Annotated in this window: 16 protein-coding genes; 10 read left to right on the forward strand and 6 right to left on the reverse strand. The window is 70.7% G+C overall.

Annotation, left to right across the window (positions count from 1 at the left end):
• Nucleotides 1-71 precede the first annotated feature (71 nt).
• Nucleotides 72-794, forward strand: a complete 723-nt coding sequence (locus tag ACIBQX_RS49375; protein WP_397017552.1) for a sulfite exporter TauE/SafE family protein — start codon at nucleotides 72-74, stop codon at nucleotides 792-794.
• Between the two features lie 64 nt (nucleotides 795-858).
• On the forward strand, nucleotides 859-1,554 hold the full coding sequence (locus tag ACIBQX_RS49380; protein WP_397017554.1) for a DNA alkylation repair protein: 696 nt from the start codon (nucleotides 859-861) through the stop codon (nucleotides 1,552-1,554).
• Nucleotides 1,555-1,776: 222 nt separating this feature from the next.
• Here the strand turns inward: ACIBQX_RS49380 and ACIBQX_RS49385 are convergent, their stop codons facing one another.
• Nucleotides 1,777-2,958 carry a YbfB/YjiJ family MFS transporter gene (locus tag ACIBQX_RS49385; protein WP_397017556.1) on the reverse strand — a complete coding sequence of 394 codons (1,182 nt, stop codon included), beginning with the start codon at nucleotides 2,956-2,958 and terminating at the stop codon, nucleotides 1,777-1,779.
• A 257-nt stretch (nucleotides 2,959-3,215) separates the two neighbouring features.
• Between ACIBQX_RS49385 and ACIBQX_RS49390 the strand changes: the two genes are divergently transcribed.
• Entirely contained in the window at nucleotides 3,216-3,815 is a 600-nt protein-coding gene (locus ACIBQX_RS49390; RefSeq protein ID WP_397017558.1) for a TetR/AcrR family transcriptional regulator, read from the forward strand.
• Between the two features lie 145 nt (nucleotides 3,816-3,960).
• Nucleotides 3,961-4,812, forward strand: coding sequence for a carbonic anhydrase (locus tag ACIBQX_RS49395; RefSeq protein ID WP_397017560.1), 852 nt, complete (start codon nucleotides 3,961-3,963; stop codon nucleotides 4,810-4,812).
• Between the two features lie 61 nt (nucleotides 4,813-4,873).
• Here ACIBQX_RS49395 and ACIBQX_RS49400 read toward each other — a convergent pair whose 3' ends face one another.
• The gene (locus tag ACIBQX_RS49400) at nucleotides 4,874-5,230 is read right to left on the reverse strand and encodes an SDR family oxidoreductase (protein WP_397017562.1); all 357 of its coding nucleotides are present in this window, start codon (nucleotides 5,228-5,230) and stop codon (nucleotides 4,874-4,876) included.
• Here ACIBQX_RS49400 and ACIBQX_RS49405 point away from each other — a divergent pair.
• Together ACIBQX_RS49405 and ACIBQX_RS49410 are read left to right on the forward strand one after the other, a co-directional pair.
• On the forward strand, nucleotides 5,187-5,576 hold the full coding sequence (locus tag ACIBQX_RS49405; protein WP_397017624.1) for a hypothetical protein: 390 nt from the start codon (nucleotides 5,187-5,189) through the stop codon (nucleotides 5,574-5,576). The genes ACIBQX_RS49400 and ACIBQX_RS49405 overlap by 44 nt on opposite strands.
• Nucleotides 5,573-6,205, forward strand: a complete 633-nt coding sequence (locus tag ACIBQX_RS49410; RefSeq protein WP_397017564.1) for an ABC transporter permease — start codon at nucleotides 5,573-5,575, stop codon at nucleotides 6,203-6,205. Before ACIBQX_RS49405 ends, ACIBQX_RS49410 begins: the two co-directional genes overlap by 4 nt.
• A 129-nt stretch (nucleotides 6,206-6,334) precedes the next feature.
• Here ACIBQX_RS49410 and ACIBQX_RS49415 read toward each other — a convergent pair whose 3' ends face one another.
• Entirely contained in the window at nucleotides 6,335-7,057 is a 723-nt protein-coding gene (locus ACIBQX_RS49415) for a VOC family protein (RefSeq protein ID WP_397017566.1), read from the reverse strand.
• Between the two features lie 182 nt (nucleotides 7,058-7,239).
• On the opposite strand from ACIBQX_RS49415, the gene ACIBQX_RS49420 reads away from it, so the two are divergent.
• Together ACIBQX_RS49420 and ACIBQX_RS49425 are read left to right on the forward strand one after the other, a co-directional pair.
• On the forward strand, nucleotides 7,240-7,716 hold the full coding sequence (locus tag ACIBQX_RS49420) for a MarR family winged helix-turn-helix transcriptional regulator (RefSeq protein ID WP_397017568.1): 477 nt from the start codon (nucleotides 7,240-7,242) through the stop codon (nucleotides 7,714-7,716).
• A gap of 98 nt (nucleotides 7,717-7,814) precedes the next feature.
• Nucleotides 7,815-8,504 (forward strand): nitroreductase, encoded by a 690-nt coding sequence (locus ACIBQX_RS49425; protein WP_397017570.1) that lies wholly within the window; start codon nucleotides 7,815-7,817, stop codon nucleotides 8,502-8,504.
• 38 nt (nucleotides 8,505-8,542) lie between these two features.
• Here the strand turns inward: ACIBQX_RS49425 and ACIBQX_RS49430 are convergent, their stop codons facing one another.
• Complete coding sequence (locus ACIBQX_RS49430; protein ID WP_397017572.1) at nucleotides 8,543-9,763, reverse strand: NAD(P)/FAD-dependent oxidoreductase; 1,221 nt, start codon at nucleotides 9,761-9,763, stop codon at nucleotides 8,543-8,545.
• A 197-nt stretch (nucleotides 9,764-9,960) separates the two neighbouring features.
• Between ACIBQX_RS49430 and ACIBQX_RS49435 the strand changes: the two genes are divergently transcribed.
• Complete coding sequence (locus ACIBQX_RS49435) at nucleotides 9,961-10,782, forward strand: siderophore-interacting protein (protein ID WP_397017574.1); 822 nt, start codon at nucleotides 9,961-9,963, stop codon at nucleotides 10,780-10,782.
• 40 nt (nucleotides 10,783-10,822) lie between these two features.
• Here ACIBQX_RS49435 and ACIBQX_RS49440 read toward each other — a convergent pair whose 3' ends face one another.
• A complete protein-coding gene (locus tag ACIBQX_RS49440; RefSeq protein WP_397017576.1) occupies nucleotides 10,823-11,476 on the reverse strand; it encodes a response regulator in 654 nt (217 codons plus the stop codon).
• Nucleotides 11,473-13,413, reverse strand: a complete 1,941-nt coding sequence (locus tag ACIBQX_RS49445) for a sensor histidine kinase (protein ID WP_397017578.1) — start codon at nucleotides 13,411-13,413, stop codon at nucleotides 11,473-11,475. Before ACIBQX_RS49445 ends, ACIBQX_RS49440 begins: the two co-directional genes overlap by 4 nt.
• 154 nt (nucleotides 13,414-13,567) lie before the next feature.
• On the opposite strand from ACIBQX_RS49445, the gene ACIBQX_RS49450 reads away from it, so the two are divergent.
• Entirely contained in the window at nucleotides 13,568-14,275 is a 708-nt protein-coding gene (locus ACIBQX_RS49450; RefSeq protein ID WP_397017580.1) for a hypothetical protein, read from the forward strand.
• The last annotated feature ends 15 nt before the right edge of the window (nucleotides 14,276-14,290 follow it).

Here is a 14,290-nt window from a genome sequence, read left to right on the forward strand (position 1 = left end):
ATCTAACGCCGACGATCAATTTCTCGGAGAATACTGGTCCATTTCAGTAGATCTATGGCAAAGTGTGGCAGGTGTCCACGCTGCTTGCCGCCGCCGTGATTATCCTGATCGCCTCAACGGTGCACGCGGTGACCGGATTCGGGTATGCCCTCGTCGCCACGCCACTGCTGGCCCTCACGGTCGACCCTCATACGGCAGTGGTCGCCACCACACTCTCCGCCCTGGCCATGACCGTCACGATCGCCGTGCGTCAGCGTCACCACGCCGAGTGGAAGGTGGCCGTGATCGCCACGGCCGGCATCGTGGTCGGCATGCCACTCGGCCTCTGGGTGTACGCGGTGACGTCCGAGCGCGTGCTCACGGCGCTGATCGGGGTCGGCGTGCTGGGCTGCACCGTGATGGTGTGGCGAGGCGTGAAGGTGCCCGGGAATGTTCCCGTGCTGGTGGGAGCCGGGCTCATCTCCGGCACGCTCTCCACCTCCACCGGCACCAACGGGCCGCCGATGGTCGCCGCCTTCCAGGGCATGGGCTATGACCCCCACAAGTTCCGCGCCACCCTCGCGGCCGTGTTCGCCGCCACCAGCGTGCTCAGCCTGATCGGGTTCGCCGCGGCCGGCCAGGTGAACACCCAGTCGCTCTGGATCGGGCTGGTGGGCCTGCCGGTCGTGCAGCTGGGGTGGTTCGCCGGCAACGCCGTCTTCAACCGGATCGATCCGGAGCGTTTCCGCAAAGTGGTGCTGGTGTCCCTCCTCGTCAGCGCGGCGGTGACCCTCTTCAGCGCCCTCAACGGCTGACGCCGGCGGGTGAGATCCGGCGTAGGGTGAATCTCGCTCGCTCGTTGGTGGACAGGAGGCTCAGATGGCCGGGACGACGCTGACCGAGGTCATGGCCGAGCTGGCCGACCTCGAGGACCCGAAGATACGCGAGGTGAACGAGAGACACGGTGACGACCACGGTGTGAACCTCGGCAAGCTGCGCGCGCTCGCGAAACGGCTGAAGACGCAGCAGGAGCTCGCGTACCGGCTCTGGGAGACCGATGACACCGCGGCGAGACTGCTGGCGATCCTGATCTCCCGCCCGAAGGCGTTCGGGCGGGACGAACTGGACGTCATGCTGCGCGAGGCGCGCTCCCCCAAGGTGCACGACTGGCTCGTGAACTACGTGGTGAAGAAGAGCCCGCACGCCGAGGAGCTGCGCCTGGCCTGGTCCGCCGATCCGGATCCCGTGGTCGCGAGCGCCGGCTGGGCGCTGACCACCGAACGCGTGACGAAGAAGCCCGAGATCCTCGACCTCACAGGACTGCTCGACGTCATCGAGGCGGAGATGAAGGACGCCCCGGATCGCCTGCAGTGGGCGATGAACCACTGCCTGGCGCAGATCGGGATCGAGCACGCCGAGCACCGCGCCCGTGCCATCGGCATCGGTGAGCGCCTGGAGGTGCTCAAGGACTACCCGACTTCCCCGGGGTGCACGTCTCCTTTCGCGCCCACCTGGATCGCCGAGATGGTGCGCCGGCAGCAGGATCAGCCGGTCACCCGGTCCGCACCCGCTTGATCCCCGAGCAGGATCCTCACCAGGGCCTGCGGCGCGTCCCGCATCAGGTTGTGCCCGCTGTCCAGCGCGTGCGGCGGATGTGCCCGAGGCCGCCGGTGAGCTCCTCGAAGCACCAGCCGCCGTGGCACATCCCTGGGATGAGCACGAAGTCAGTCATGATCTTTCTCTCTTTCTCTTCGCCGGACTCGACGGCTCATGAGGGCGTGGCGGGGTCACCCGTTGTCAGGCGCGCGTCCCCACGGCGGGCCGGGGACGCGTACGGCCTGCGGCGAGGGCGGTCACGGAGGCCGCGGCGCACAGGATCGCGGTCCACGCCAGGGTGGCCTCGGTCGAGGTGTGATCGGCGACCACGCCGGCGATCCACGGCCCGGCGGTCTGACCCGCCGCGAAGACGGTGGTGAACGCCGCCAGCGTGGCGGTCCAGTCGGCGGACGGGACGTCGGCCTTGATGAGGGCGGTGACGGCGGCGGGGACGCCCATGAACGTCGCCCCGTAGATGATCGCTGAGGCGAGGATGACCGGTGGCGTGGGTGCGGCCAGCGCCAGCGCCGATCCGCCGGCCAGGATGGCGAGCAGGACGGCCATGGCCCGGGTGGCGGGCCATTCGGCGGTGGGTCGGCTCCACAGCGCCGGCGTCGCGACGACGGCCAGGCCCAGTGCCGTCCAGGTGAGCATCACCTGCCCGAGCGGGGCGTGCTGGTCGGCGAGATAGGCGGACAGGAAGGTGATGTAGGTGATGTATCCGGCGGCGAACAGTACATAGGCCAGGGCGGCTCCCCACAGCGGGCGCACCCGGGCCCGGCCCCCGGCCGTCACGATGTGCGTCCCCTCGCCCGCGTCCGCTGCGCGCCAGCTCGCCACGGTCGCCAGTGCGGCTCCGACGGCCATGCCGATCCAGGCCAGGCGCCAGTGCTCCCCCAGGGCGGGGATGCTGACACCGCTGACGACGATGCCCAGGCCGGTGCCGGCGAAGTACACGGCGATGGGCGCGTCGGAGGACGCGCGGGCGGCCGCGCGTGAGGCGATCACGCCGCCGGCGACGAACACCACCGCCCCCGCCGCTCCGGCCGCGGTCCGCGCGGCCAGCATCGCCACGTAGGCGTCGCTCGCCACGGTGGCGGCCAGGGACACGGCCGTGAGCGCCATGCCGGCGCGGAAGACGGCGGCGGTCCCCCAGCGGCGCACGACCGCGGCGGTCACCAGCGCGCCGAGGAGGTAGCCGAGCCCGTTCGCGGTGCTCATCGCCCCCGCCTCGGCCAGCGTCCAGCCCAAGCTCTCGCGCATGGCCGGCACGAGCAGGCCGTAGGCGAAGCGCGCTAGCCCGATCGCCGAGGCGGTGCCGAGCGCCAGCAGGCCCGCCTGCCACATCGCCCTGGACCTCGCCTCTCGCGCGGTCCGCGTCATCGGTCCGCGCTCTCGGCGTCGGCATCGGGGGCCACGTCCCATGCGTCCGAGGCACTCCGTAGGTGCGGCGAGCCGGGATAGGACGGCATGACACTCCAAAGATCGAACCGATCGGTACGAAGTTGGATGCTAGCAGCAGAACGAACCGACCGGTTCTATCTAGGAGTACGGCGATCGCCCGGTGCACACTCGTCGACCAGGCCGCACGCTCAGCCAAAACGAACCGGTCCGTCTCATCAGGGCGGTAACCTGAGCGAATGCCCAACGTCAGGAACCCGGACCACTCCCGGCGCAGCGAACGCTCGCGGCAGGCGATCCTCGAAGCCACCCGCGCGCTGATCTCCGAAGTGGGATACGGGAAGGTCTCGATCGAGGCCATCGCCGCACGGGCGGGCGTCGGCAAGCAGACGATCTACCGGTGGTGGCCGTCCAAAGGCGCCGTGATCTTCGACTCGTTCCTCGCGCTCAGCCAGGACACCGAGGGCGAGGGCATGGCACTGCCGGACACCGGTGACCTCGAAGCCGACCTCAAGCTGGTGATGCGCGCGACGGCCGCCGAGTTCGCCGACCCTGACTTCGAGAGGCCGATCCGGGCGCTCAACACCGAGATCATCAACGACCCCGACCTCGCCGCCCAGTACCACGACAAGCTGGCCCGTCCCGTGGACGAGGCCAAGAAGGCGCGGTTGCGCAGCGCGCAGCAGGCGGGTCAGCTCGCCCCGGACGCCGACCTCGACCTGGTCCTGGAAACGCTCTACGCCCCCCTCTTCCAGCGGTGGCTGCTCCGTTCGGGCCCGCTCACCGCCGAGTACACCGACTCCCTGGTCGACATCACCCTCAAGGCCTTCCGCCCCTGACGAACCGCCGTAGTCGAAACCAGCGGGAACGAGAGCCGAGCCGCAGTCCCATATGCCCGATCTTTCAGTCGCTGGATCGGCGCTCAGGCGCTGAACTCGGGCGATCGCCTGACGAGTGACGAAGCGACCGCGTACCGTCACCTTCGTGACCAGCCCGCACGCTTCCCCTCCCGACCCGTTCGACGCCGTCATCGATGCCGGCCGGCACTGGGCCGCCCCCCGGGATCTGCCGGCCCGCCGGCCCGGCGAGACCACCTCGGGCGCCGGCCCGGGACGGCGTACGATGCTCACGGCGGCCGCGTCCCTGGCGGTGGCCTGCCTGGCCGGCTGCTCCTCGGCCGAGGTGCGGAACAAGACGCCCACGGCGGCGCCCGTATCCCGCACAGGACCGGCTCCTGGGGCGCCGAAGGCCGCGTACCGACGGCTGATGGAGGGCAACAGACGCTGGGTGGCCAACGCTCTCCAGCATCCGGATCGCGATCCCACACGCCGGCAGCTGCTGGCCGCCAGCCAGCAGCCCTACGGAGCGGTGCTGTCATGCATCGATTCCCGGGTGCCGCCCGAGCTTGTCTTCGACACCGGCCTGGGTGACCTGTTCGTCATGCGCAGCGGCGGGACGGCTGTGGGGCCCGTCATCACCGGCTCCGTCGAGTACGGGCCGATGACCAGCGGAACCCCGCTGATCATCGTCCTCGGCCACCAGCGCTGCGGCGCGGTCTCCGCCGCCTACAAAGCCCTGCGGGAAGGCGAGCCGCTGCCGGGCAACCTCCAGGCGATCGCGAAGGCCATGCGTCCCGCGTACGAACAGGCCGTACGGGAGGGCGGCGCGGACCCCGCCGAGACGATGGCCAGAGCCCAGGTGAAGCTGACCGCGAACGCCCTGCGCGGCAATCAGGACCTCGCGCCACTGGTGGCCAAGGGAGTCCTGGCCGTGGTCAGCGCGTACTACTCCCTGGACACGGGCGAGGTCGAGATCCTGAACGGCGCACCCGCCTGAACCGGCATCTCGCTCACCGACCCACTCACCCAGCGCGCTGACCGGTTGCCGGCCACGTGCGCTATTTCGGCAACGAACTGGGCTCGCCGCCGTTGACGACGATGACGGTGCCGTTGATGTAGCCGCTCTCGGCGTCGATGAGGAACCGTACGACCGAGGCGATCTCCTCGGGCTCTCCGATCCGCTCGCGGAGATTGCCCCGTCCGAGTGTCTCGACGTCGTCGCCGAGCATGGCGGTGGTGCCCGCGGTGCGGACCGGCCCCGGCGAAACCCCATTGATCCGGACGCGGTGATGGTGACGATGGACCCGTGCCCACGTTCGGCCATGGCGGGCGCCAATGCGCCGACGAGCAGGAACGGAGCCCGGGTGTTGGGTGCGCGCCCGGACAGCGGAGGGCCGCACGGTGGTGTTCGCCACCTACTACCTCACCGAGGCCGACGACTACGCCGACCGGGTCGTCCTGCTGACGGACGGCAAGATCGTGGCAGACGGGCCGGTCGACGCCATCAAATCCCTGGTCGGCGGTACGGAGATCCGCTTCCGTATGGACAGCGCCGAGGTGAGCCGGTTCGCGGGGCTGCCCGGTGTCCGCCAGGTGCACCTGGAAGGACGCACGGTCGCCCTGCGCACAGGCGACTCCGACGCCACCTTGCGCGCCCTGTTCGCGACGTTCGACGAGTTCGACGACGTCAGGGACGTACGCACGGCGAGCACTGATCTGGAGAGCGCCTTCGTGAGCCTGACGGGAGGGCAGGAGCGATGAGGTCGTACCTGAGCCTGGAGATCCGGCGCGGCTTCCGGAACCCCGCCGGGCTGGTTCTGCTGACCGGCTTCCCGGTGGCTCTCTATCTGTTGTGGACCAAGGTGCCGAACGTGGTGCCGCCGGGGCAGCAGGGTGACTTCGCCGCCACCACCATGGTGTCGCTGGCCACGTACGGCTCGATGGGCGGGGCGTTGTTCATCGGCGGCGCCATCGCACTGGAGCGAAGCAAGGGCTGGGCGCGGCAGCTCGCGGTCACGCCGCTGCCGGCGCACGGCTATGTGGTGGCCAAGCTGGTCAGCGGGGCGGCCGGGGTGCTGCCGAGCATCGTCGTCGTGCTGGCCGCGGGCGCGCTGTTGGCCGGGGTACGGCTGCCGTGGTGGACCTGGCCGGCCCTGGTGGTGTTGATCTGGCTGGGCGTCATGCCCTTCACCGCCCTGGGCGTCGCCTTCGGCTACACGCTCAAGGGGCAGGCCGCGAATCTGGCCATGATGGCGGTCTATTTCGGCCTGTCCATCCTGGGCGGACTGTGGCTGCCCATCCAGCTGATGCCTGAGGGCATGCGGACGCTGACCGCCTGGACCCTGCTGTTCGCCGCGCTGGCCGTCTGGCGTTACCGTCGGGCTCTGTGACGACGGTTCTGTGACGATGAGCTCTGTGACGATGAGCATCAACTACCTGTCCTCGGCCATCGGCAAGACCGGAGCCCGCAACCGGCCGAGGCCGTCCACGTGGCCGAGTCCCGAGGCTGGCTGTGACCGTTATCGAGGAGTCAGCACACAGAACTCGTTGCCATCGGGATCGGCCATCGCCACCCAGCCGGCCTCGGGCCGGCCGATGTCGATGCGCGTCGCTCCGAGGGAGGCGAGACGGTCGACCTCCGCCTGCTGATCACCGTGCGGCGGTGGGGCGAGGTCGAAGTGCAGCCTGTTCTTCCCTGTCTTGGGCGCCACCGGCGGACCGCCCCACGCGATCTTCGAACCGCCGTGCGGCGACTGGATCGCGGTCTCCTCGTCCTGGTCCCAGACCAACGGCCAGCCCAGCGCCGCGCTCCAGAAGTAGCCGACCTCCTGCGAACCGTCGCACGAGAGCGCTCCGATGAATCCGCAGTCAGCGAGGAAGTTATTGCCCGCCTCGACGACGCAGAACTCGTTGCCCTCGGGGTCCGCGAGCACCACGTGACCCTCTTCCGGGAGTTGCCCGACGTCGATGTGCTGGGCGCCGAGTTCGAGCGACCTGGCGACCGTCCGCTGCTGATCCTCGAGGGACGTGCTCGTCAGATCGAAGTGCATCTGGTTCGGGCCGGTCCTCTTCTCCTCGGTCGGGCGAAATCGGATCCGGAACCCGGTGTCATCGCTCGGCAGGAGCGTGATGCCGTCGTCGGGATCGTCGGCCAGTTCCCGGCCCAGGACTCCGGCCCAGAAGCGCGCGAGGAGCAGGGGGTCGTTCGCATCGAAGCAGAGCGCAACGAGCCGAGAAGTCATCCCGCATCTCCGATCTACCGGCGTGACGGCGCAGCCAGGGAGCATCCTCCTGGTGCCTGACGGAGCAACGCTAGCCCATCCGAGAAACGGGACGCCAAGCATTATTCGGAGCGCGGCCACGGAGAGTAAATTATTTCACATGAGACCGTATCGAATGAAAAGATAAGGGGTAATATGGTCCCATGACCGCTGACCAGCCGCGCGACACCACCGCCTCGCGTGCCACCGACCGCCCCGGCGACCGCTCGCCATTCGCCCTCGGCCTGCTGCTGCGCCAGGCGCACTGGCGCGCGGCCACGGTGATGACGGAGGCACTCCGGCCGCTCGGCATCGAGTTGCGGCACTTCGCCGTGCTGATCGTGCTGGTCGACCGCGGGCCCACGGTGCAGCGGGACCTGGCGGCGGCGACGGGGTCGGACAAGGCCGGGATCATGCGGGTGGTGGATGATCTGGAGCGCATGGGACTGGCCGTGCGCAACACCGTTCCGGGCGACCGGCGGGTGCGGGCGGTGCAGATCACCCCCAAGGGCGTCGAGCTTTTCGACGCGGCCCACGTCGCGGCGCAGCCGCTGGCCGAGCGCCTGGTCGCCGAGCTGGCCCCCGGAGAGCCCGAGCAACTGATGGATCTGCTCACCCGGTTCGCCTATCCCGGACGGTGAGGGCCCGCGCGGAAATAGTATTGATTGATACTATCGCGAATGATACAATCATAGGCGTAGGGGGAAGCTAGAGACACAGAGAAGGGGAGGTGTCGATCGTGGACGTCTATGAGGCGGTCACGAGCCGACGGGCTGTGCGCGGATTCACCGACCAGCCCGTCCCGATGGAGGTGCTGGAGCGTGTGCTGTCCGCCGCGGCCTGGGCGCCGTCCGGATCGAACCTCCAGCCCTGGCACACCTTCGTGCTCACCGGTGCGCCGCTGGCCCGGCTCAAGAAACGCGCCCTCGAGCGCGTGGCCACAGGCGACCCCTGGGACGAGCGGGAGTACGAAATGTACCCGCCCGCGCTGAAGTCCCCGTACCGCGAGCGCCGGTCCGCCTTCGGCCGCGAGCGCTACGGCGCGCTCGGCATCGCGCGCGACGACTGGGAGGCGCGCCAGCGGAGCGCTGCCGAGAACTGGGACTGCTTCGGCGCGCCCGCCGCCCTGTTCTGCTACATCGACCGCGACCTGGGCCCGCCTCAATGGGCCGACGTCGGCATGTATCTGCAGACGGTCATGCTGCTACTGCGCGCCGAAGGGCTGCACAGTTGCCCGCAGATGGCCTGGTCGGTCTATCGCGAGACCGTCGCGGAGGTCGTGTCCCCTCCTGAGGGGCTCATCCTCTACTGCGGCATGTCGATCGGCTTCGAGGACACCTCGGTGAACTACGTCCGCACGGGCCGCGCGCCGCTCGACGAGACCGTCACGTTCGTCGGCGGTTCAGTACGGCATTCGCACGCGGCCTGACCGGGGCCGCGGCCGTCACCCCTGGGGGTGGCGGCCGGCTACTGGGAGATGCTGGTGGCGCTGCGCCGGGGCCCGGCGTAGCGCCACCAGAAGTTGAGCAGCACGCTGGCCCGGTTACGGCCGCCCAGCAGGTAGGACACGTGGATGAAGATCCACACCAGCCAGGCGGGAAGCCCCCGCACGGTCAGCCCGTTGGGCAGCTGCAACACGGCCTCGGCCTTGCCCACGGTGGCCATGATGCCCGGGTCCCGGTACGAGAACGGCTGCGCCGGCCTGCCCTGAAGAGCCGCGGCGATCTGCCTGCCCACGTGCTCGCCCATCTGGATGGCCGGCTGGGCGAGTTGCGGCTGTGGCGTGGGCTGCCCGGAAAGGTCGCCGGCCACGAAGATCTCCGGGTGACCCGGCACGTTCAGCGCCTCGGTGAGCGTGATCCGGCCGCCCTTGCCCTGCGGCAGGCCCCAGTCGGCGACCTGCGGGGGCGCGGTCACGCCGAGCGCCCACACCGTCAGGTCGCTCGGCAGCCGCGTGCCGTCGGTCAGCACCACCGCGTCCGGGTGCACCGCCGCCACCGTGGACCCCAGGCGCAGCCTCACCCCTCTTCGGCCCAGCGCCGCCGCGGCCGCGTTCCGCAGCCGCTCCTTGTACGGCGACAGCACGTAGTCGAACCGCTCCACCAGCGTCACGCTGGTCTGACCGGGCTTGATCTCGGGATGCGTCAACGGCAGCGTACGCCGGCGCAGCTCGGCCAAGGTGCCCGCCATCTCCACCCCGGTCGCGCCCGCGCCCACCACCACGACGTGCGTGCTCTCGCGGCGGCCGAGCGCCGTTTCCTCCAGGAGCTGCCCCAGCCGGTTGCGCAGCGCCGCCGCGTCGTGCAGCGAGTAGATCGGCAGCGCGTTCTCCTGCGCCCCCTCGACGCCGAGCCAGTTGGTGGTCACGCCCGTGGCCACCACGAGATAGTCGTAGTCCAGCCCACTCCCGTCCTCGAACTCCACCCTCCGCTCCCCCGGCAGCACCTTGCTCATGGCGGCCCGGCGCGTCCGCACGTTGGGCCACCTGGCGGCGAAGGTGCGGATCGGATAGGACACGTCCGACGTGCCCATCCCGGCCGTGGCGACCTGGTAGAGCAGGGGCTGGAAGGTCGCATACGGGTTACGGTCGACCAGCGTCACCAGCGCCCCGGTCCGAGCCAGCTTCTTCGTGGCGGCGAGCCCCGCGAAACCCGCGCCCACGACTACGACCCGTGCTCTGTGCGCCATGATTCGGTCCCTTCCCTCGTGGGTGACGTACCCAATCTTCGACCGACATGTCCGCTCTCCCCTCAGCGAAACGTGCCCGGTCCGGAGGCCAACTTAGGTTAGCCTTTCCTTGCCTCGCGGATGGCCTGGCGCGTCTTGGCGGCCTCTCGCGGAGCGTGCTCCAGCGAGTGCGATGGCTGCGGCGAAAGGACGAGACCATGACCAAGACCAACATCAGGGCGGTCCGTATCAAACCCGAGGCGGCCGAGACGCTCGTCCTGCGAGTGCGGCGCACGGAGCGGATCTCGCCGCATTTCGTACGGGTCACCCTGGGTGACGGCGACATCGCCCGGTTCCGTCCCATGGGTTACGACCAGTGGTTCCGCTTGTTCATCCCCATCTCCGGCAAAGCGCTGCCACGTCTGCCCGGCAAGCTGACCGCGGCCTCCTACCTGAGGTATCTGACGATCTCCAAGCAGGACCGCCCGATCCTGCGCAACTACACGGTGCGCGCCTACCGCGCCGAGGGTCCCGAGATCGACGTGGACTTCGTCCTGCACGAACCGCCCGCGGGTGGCACGCCGGGGCCGGCCGCCTTCTGGGCGCAGAACTGCCGGCCGGGCGATCAGGTGGCGATCATCGACGAGGGAGTGACCTTCAACCCGCCCACCGGCACCGCCGCCGTGCTGCTCGTGGCCGAGGAGAGCGGCCTGCCGGCCGTGGCGGGCATCCTGGCCTCGCTGCCGCGCGACATCGGCGGCCGAGCCGTGATCGAGGTGCCCACGTCCGCCGACGTCCAGGAGCTGGATTCACCTCCCGGGGTGCGACTGGACTGGGTGATCCGCGACGACCCGCACGCCCTTCCCGGCCGGGCGGCACTCGCCGCCGCCGAGCTGATGCCCCTGCCGGACGGACCCGCCTTCGGCTGGGTGGTGGGCGAACAGGCCCTGCCCGTCGCGGTTCGCCGCCACTGGATCACGGCCGGCCTGCCGAAGGACCGGATCGTGTTCTGCGGATACTGGCGGGCCGGACGGGGATGAACCGGCCCGCCGGCCTCGGGTCAGGGCTCCGGGGCCGGTGTCACTCGGGTACGTCCGTGGATCGCCCCAGTCCCGCCTCTCTGGCCAGGATGATGGCCTGCGCGCGGGAGGCCACCTGCAGCTTGGCGAAGATGCTGGAGATGTGGTTGCTCACGGTCTTGGGCGCCAGCGTCAGGTGCGCTCCGATCGCGGTGTTGGTGCGTCCGGCGGCGATGAGATCGAGCACGTCCCGCTCCCGCCGGGTGAGTCCGGGGAACGGCTCGCCCTGGGGCGGGGCTGTGAGGTAGCTCAGGACGCGACGGGCCACACCGGGGCCGAAGATCGCCTCACCGGCGGCCACGGCCCGGATCGCGCGGACGATCTCGTCCTGCTGAGCTCCCTTGAGCACGTATCCGCGAGCTCCCGCCCGCATGGCGGCGAAGACCGACTCGTCGTCCTCGTACATGGTCAGCATCAGGACCGCCACCTTCGGGGCGGCCGTGGCCACCTCCCGTGCGGCCTCGATGCCGGTCATGCCGGGCATCTGGATGTCGAGGACGAGGACGTCCGGCGCCAGGGTGACCGCGGCGCGGACCGCCTCGCGGCCGTCGGCGGCGGTGCCGGCGACCTGCATGCCGGGCAGGGTGGACAGCAGCACGGCCAGTCCGTCGCGGACGATCGGGTGGTCGTCGGCGATGACGACGCGAATGGTCATGACGTCGCCGCCAGCGGCAGCAGGGCCACGACGCGCCCGCCGCCGGCGTACGGCCCCGCCTGGCAGGTGCCGCCCAGTTCCTCCGCGCGTTCGCGCATGGAGCGCATGCCCACCCCCGCTCGCCACTCGCCGCCGCCGTCTCCGCCGTCGTCGCTGACCTCGACGTGCAGGAGGTCGCGGAGCGTGAGGCTCACCCGCACGCTGGAGGTACGGGCATGGCGGGCCACGTTGTTGAGCGCTTCGGTGACGATGCGGTAGGCGGCGACCTCCACGGCCGCGGGGAGTGCGGAGAGATCCTCGGGGGCCTGGACGCTGACGGTGAGCGACAGCCGCTCGGCCTGCTGCCGTAACGCGCTCACCAGGCCGAACTCGTCCAGGGCGGGCGGGCGCAGGCCGTACACCAGGCGCCTGATGTCCTCGATCGCGGTCGTGACCTCGGAGCGCAGGGTGCGGATCAGCTCCTTGGCCCGGACGGGATCGTCGGCGATCACGTTCCCGGCGGCGTCGGCGCGATAGACCACGCCGGTGAGCGTGGGGCCGAGGCCGTCGTGCAGGTCACGCCGGAGCCGCCGCCGCTCGTCCTCGCGGGCGACCACGATGTGCTCACGGCTGCGTTGCAACTGCGCCGACAGATCAGTGGCGTGTACGGCCACCGCCAGCGGGACGGCGAGCAGTTCCAGGACCCGCGTGTCGGCCGGCGACACCGTCTTCTCGCCCGGTCGCAGGCCGACGATCAGCTCGCCCACCCGGTCGCCCTCGTAGACGAGCGGCACGGTGTGCAGGCGTTCGGGTGCCGTGCCGTTGGAGGCGCGCTCCACGTCAGCGGACCGCAGCGCGGCGAACGGCAGGCGCAGGACCTCGCAGATCGCGGCCACCAGCCCGGCCAGCCCGGGTGCGGGATCGGCCAGGCGCCGCCCGATGCGTGACAGGGCACGGGCGGGATCCACCCGGTCGCCGTACAGCAGCCGGTCGACCCCGCGCTGCAGCCGCACCCTGACGGGGTTGAAGGCGACGGCGATCAGCACCGTGGCGAACGCCGAGCCGCCGAGTCCCGCGCTGCCGAGCACGGTCACCAGGAGGGCGTAGGCGGCGACCACGGCCGAGGTCAGCAGGGCGTACAGCACGGCGCGGGAGACGATCAGGCGGATGTCGAGCAGGCCGTGGCGCAGGATCGCGATGGTGATCGCGATCGGCACGAGCGGGATGGCCAGCAGCATCAGCACCGGCCCCGCCTGGAAGACGCCCCAGACGAGCACGACCGCCGCGAGCAGCAGCACCGCGAGCAGGAGCCACAGGAGCTGACGCCGCTCCCTTTCCCCGCCCCGCCGGTAGCGCAGCGCCAGACCTCCGAAAGCGACCAGGACCAGGAGGGCGCCGCGGATCTCGGTGACCGTCCAGAGCACCGCCAGGTCGTCGTGGAACGCGAAGGTCAGATAGCCGACGCCGGACGGGCCCTCCCCCAGCCCGCTGGGAGAGGCGCCCATCTCCAGCACGAAGAACGGGGCGGTGACGATCGTCAGGTGGACGAGCCAGGTCCATCGGGGGCTCACCGGCCGCCCGTCGGGAAAGAGCAGCAGTACCAGTGGCAGGCAGAGCGCGATCGACCACGGCCAGGAGTAGGCGGCGAAGGTGATGATCGTCCGCTGCAGGACCTCCGGCCAGCCGTGCACCTCGCCGACGGCCCACAGGCCGGCGCCCAGGGCGGTGCCCGCCTGGGTGACGGCCGCCGCGAGCAACAGCCAGCCGATGGCGTTGCGCGGGCGGTGCCAGGCGATCAGCACACCCGCGCAGGCGAGAGTGAGGCCGATGGCCGAGTTGGTCACGATGAAGCTGTCGGTGGCGCCCTGGAAGCTCATTCCCGCCAGGACGGCGCCCGCCACGCCCACGACGGCCTCGGTCGCCGCGGTCGCGAACAGGATCCAGGCCAGCACCTTCACACGGTCATGATGGCCGCCCGCCGCCGCTCGTGCCTAGGGGCGGGCCCCCAGGACGCCCGGGACGATCGCCCGGCCGCCCCGGGGTCCCGCACCGTGTCGCGGCGCCCGCCCGAGCCGGAGCATGAGTGCGTCACCGACCTTCATGGGAGACGTCATGACCCTCACTTCCGCCACCCGGCAGGTGCGCGACACGCGTGCCTTCCGCCGGCACGCTCTCGCCGTGCTCCTGCCGATCGGACCGCTGTGCGTAGCCGCGCTGCGGGTGATGCTCCCCTACAGCACGACGGACGGCCCGTCGGCTCAGCTCGCGGCGGTCGCCGCCGGCCAGGAGGCGCAGGCCGCCGTCCTCTGGCTCGGCCCGCTGGCCCTGATCGCGCTGGTCCCCGGCCTGTTCGCGCTCACCCGGATGGCGATGCGCCGGGCGCCCGTGCTGGCGATCGTGGCCACGACGCTGGCCGTGCCCGGCTATCTGGGCATCGCCGCGCTCGGTGTTTCGGACGCCGCCGCACTGGCCGCCGTCACGGCCGGGCTGAGCCCGCCGGACGGCACCGCGCTGCTGGCCGAGCTGGCGGAACAGCCGGCGCTCGCGACCTCCGTCGGCCTGTTCGTCCTGGGCCATGTCGTGGGGACCGTCCTGCTCGGCGCGGCTCTCTGGCGGTCCGGGGCCGTCCCGGCCTGGGCCGGGGTGGCGCTGATCGCCTCCCAGCCGCTGCACCTGGCCGTGGTGGTCAGTGCGGGCCCCAAGCTCCTCGACGGCGCCGCCTGGGGACTGACCGCCCTCGGCTTCGCCGCCGCCGCGCTCACCCTGGCCAGGATGCGCGACGACGACTACGAGCCGCAGGGGTTCAGCGCTCCTCGCTGAATCTGCTCGATATAT

It is taken from the genome of Nonomuraea sp. NPDC049714 (genome assembly GCF_044465295.1).
Classification (GTDB): Bacteria; Actinomycetota; Actinomycetes; order Streptosporangiales; family Streptosporangiaceae; genus Nonomuraea.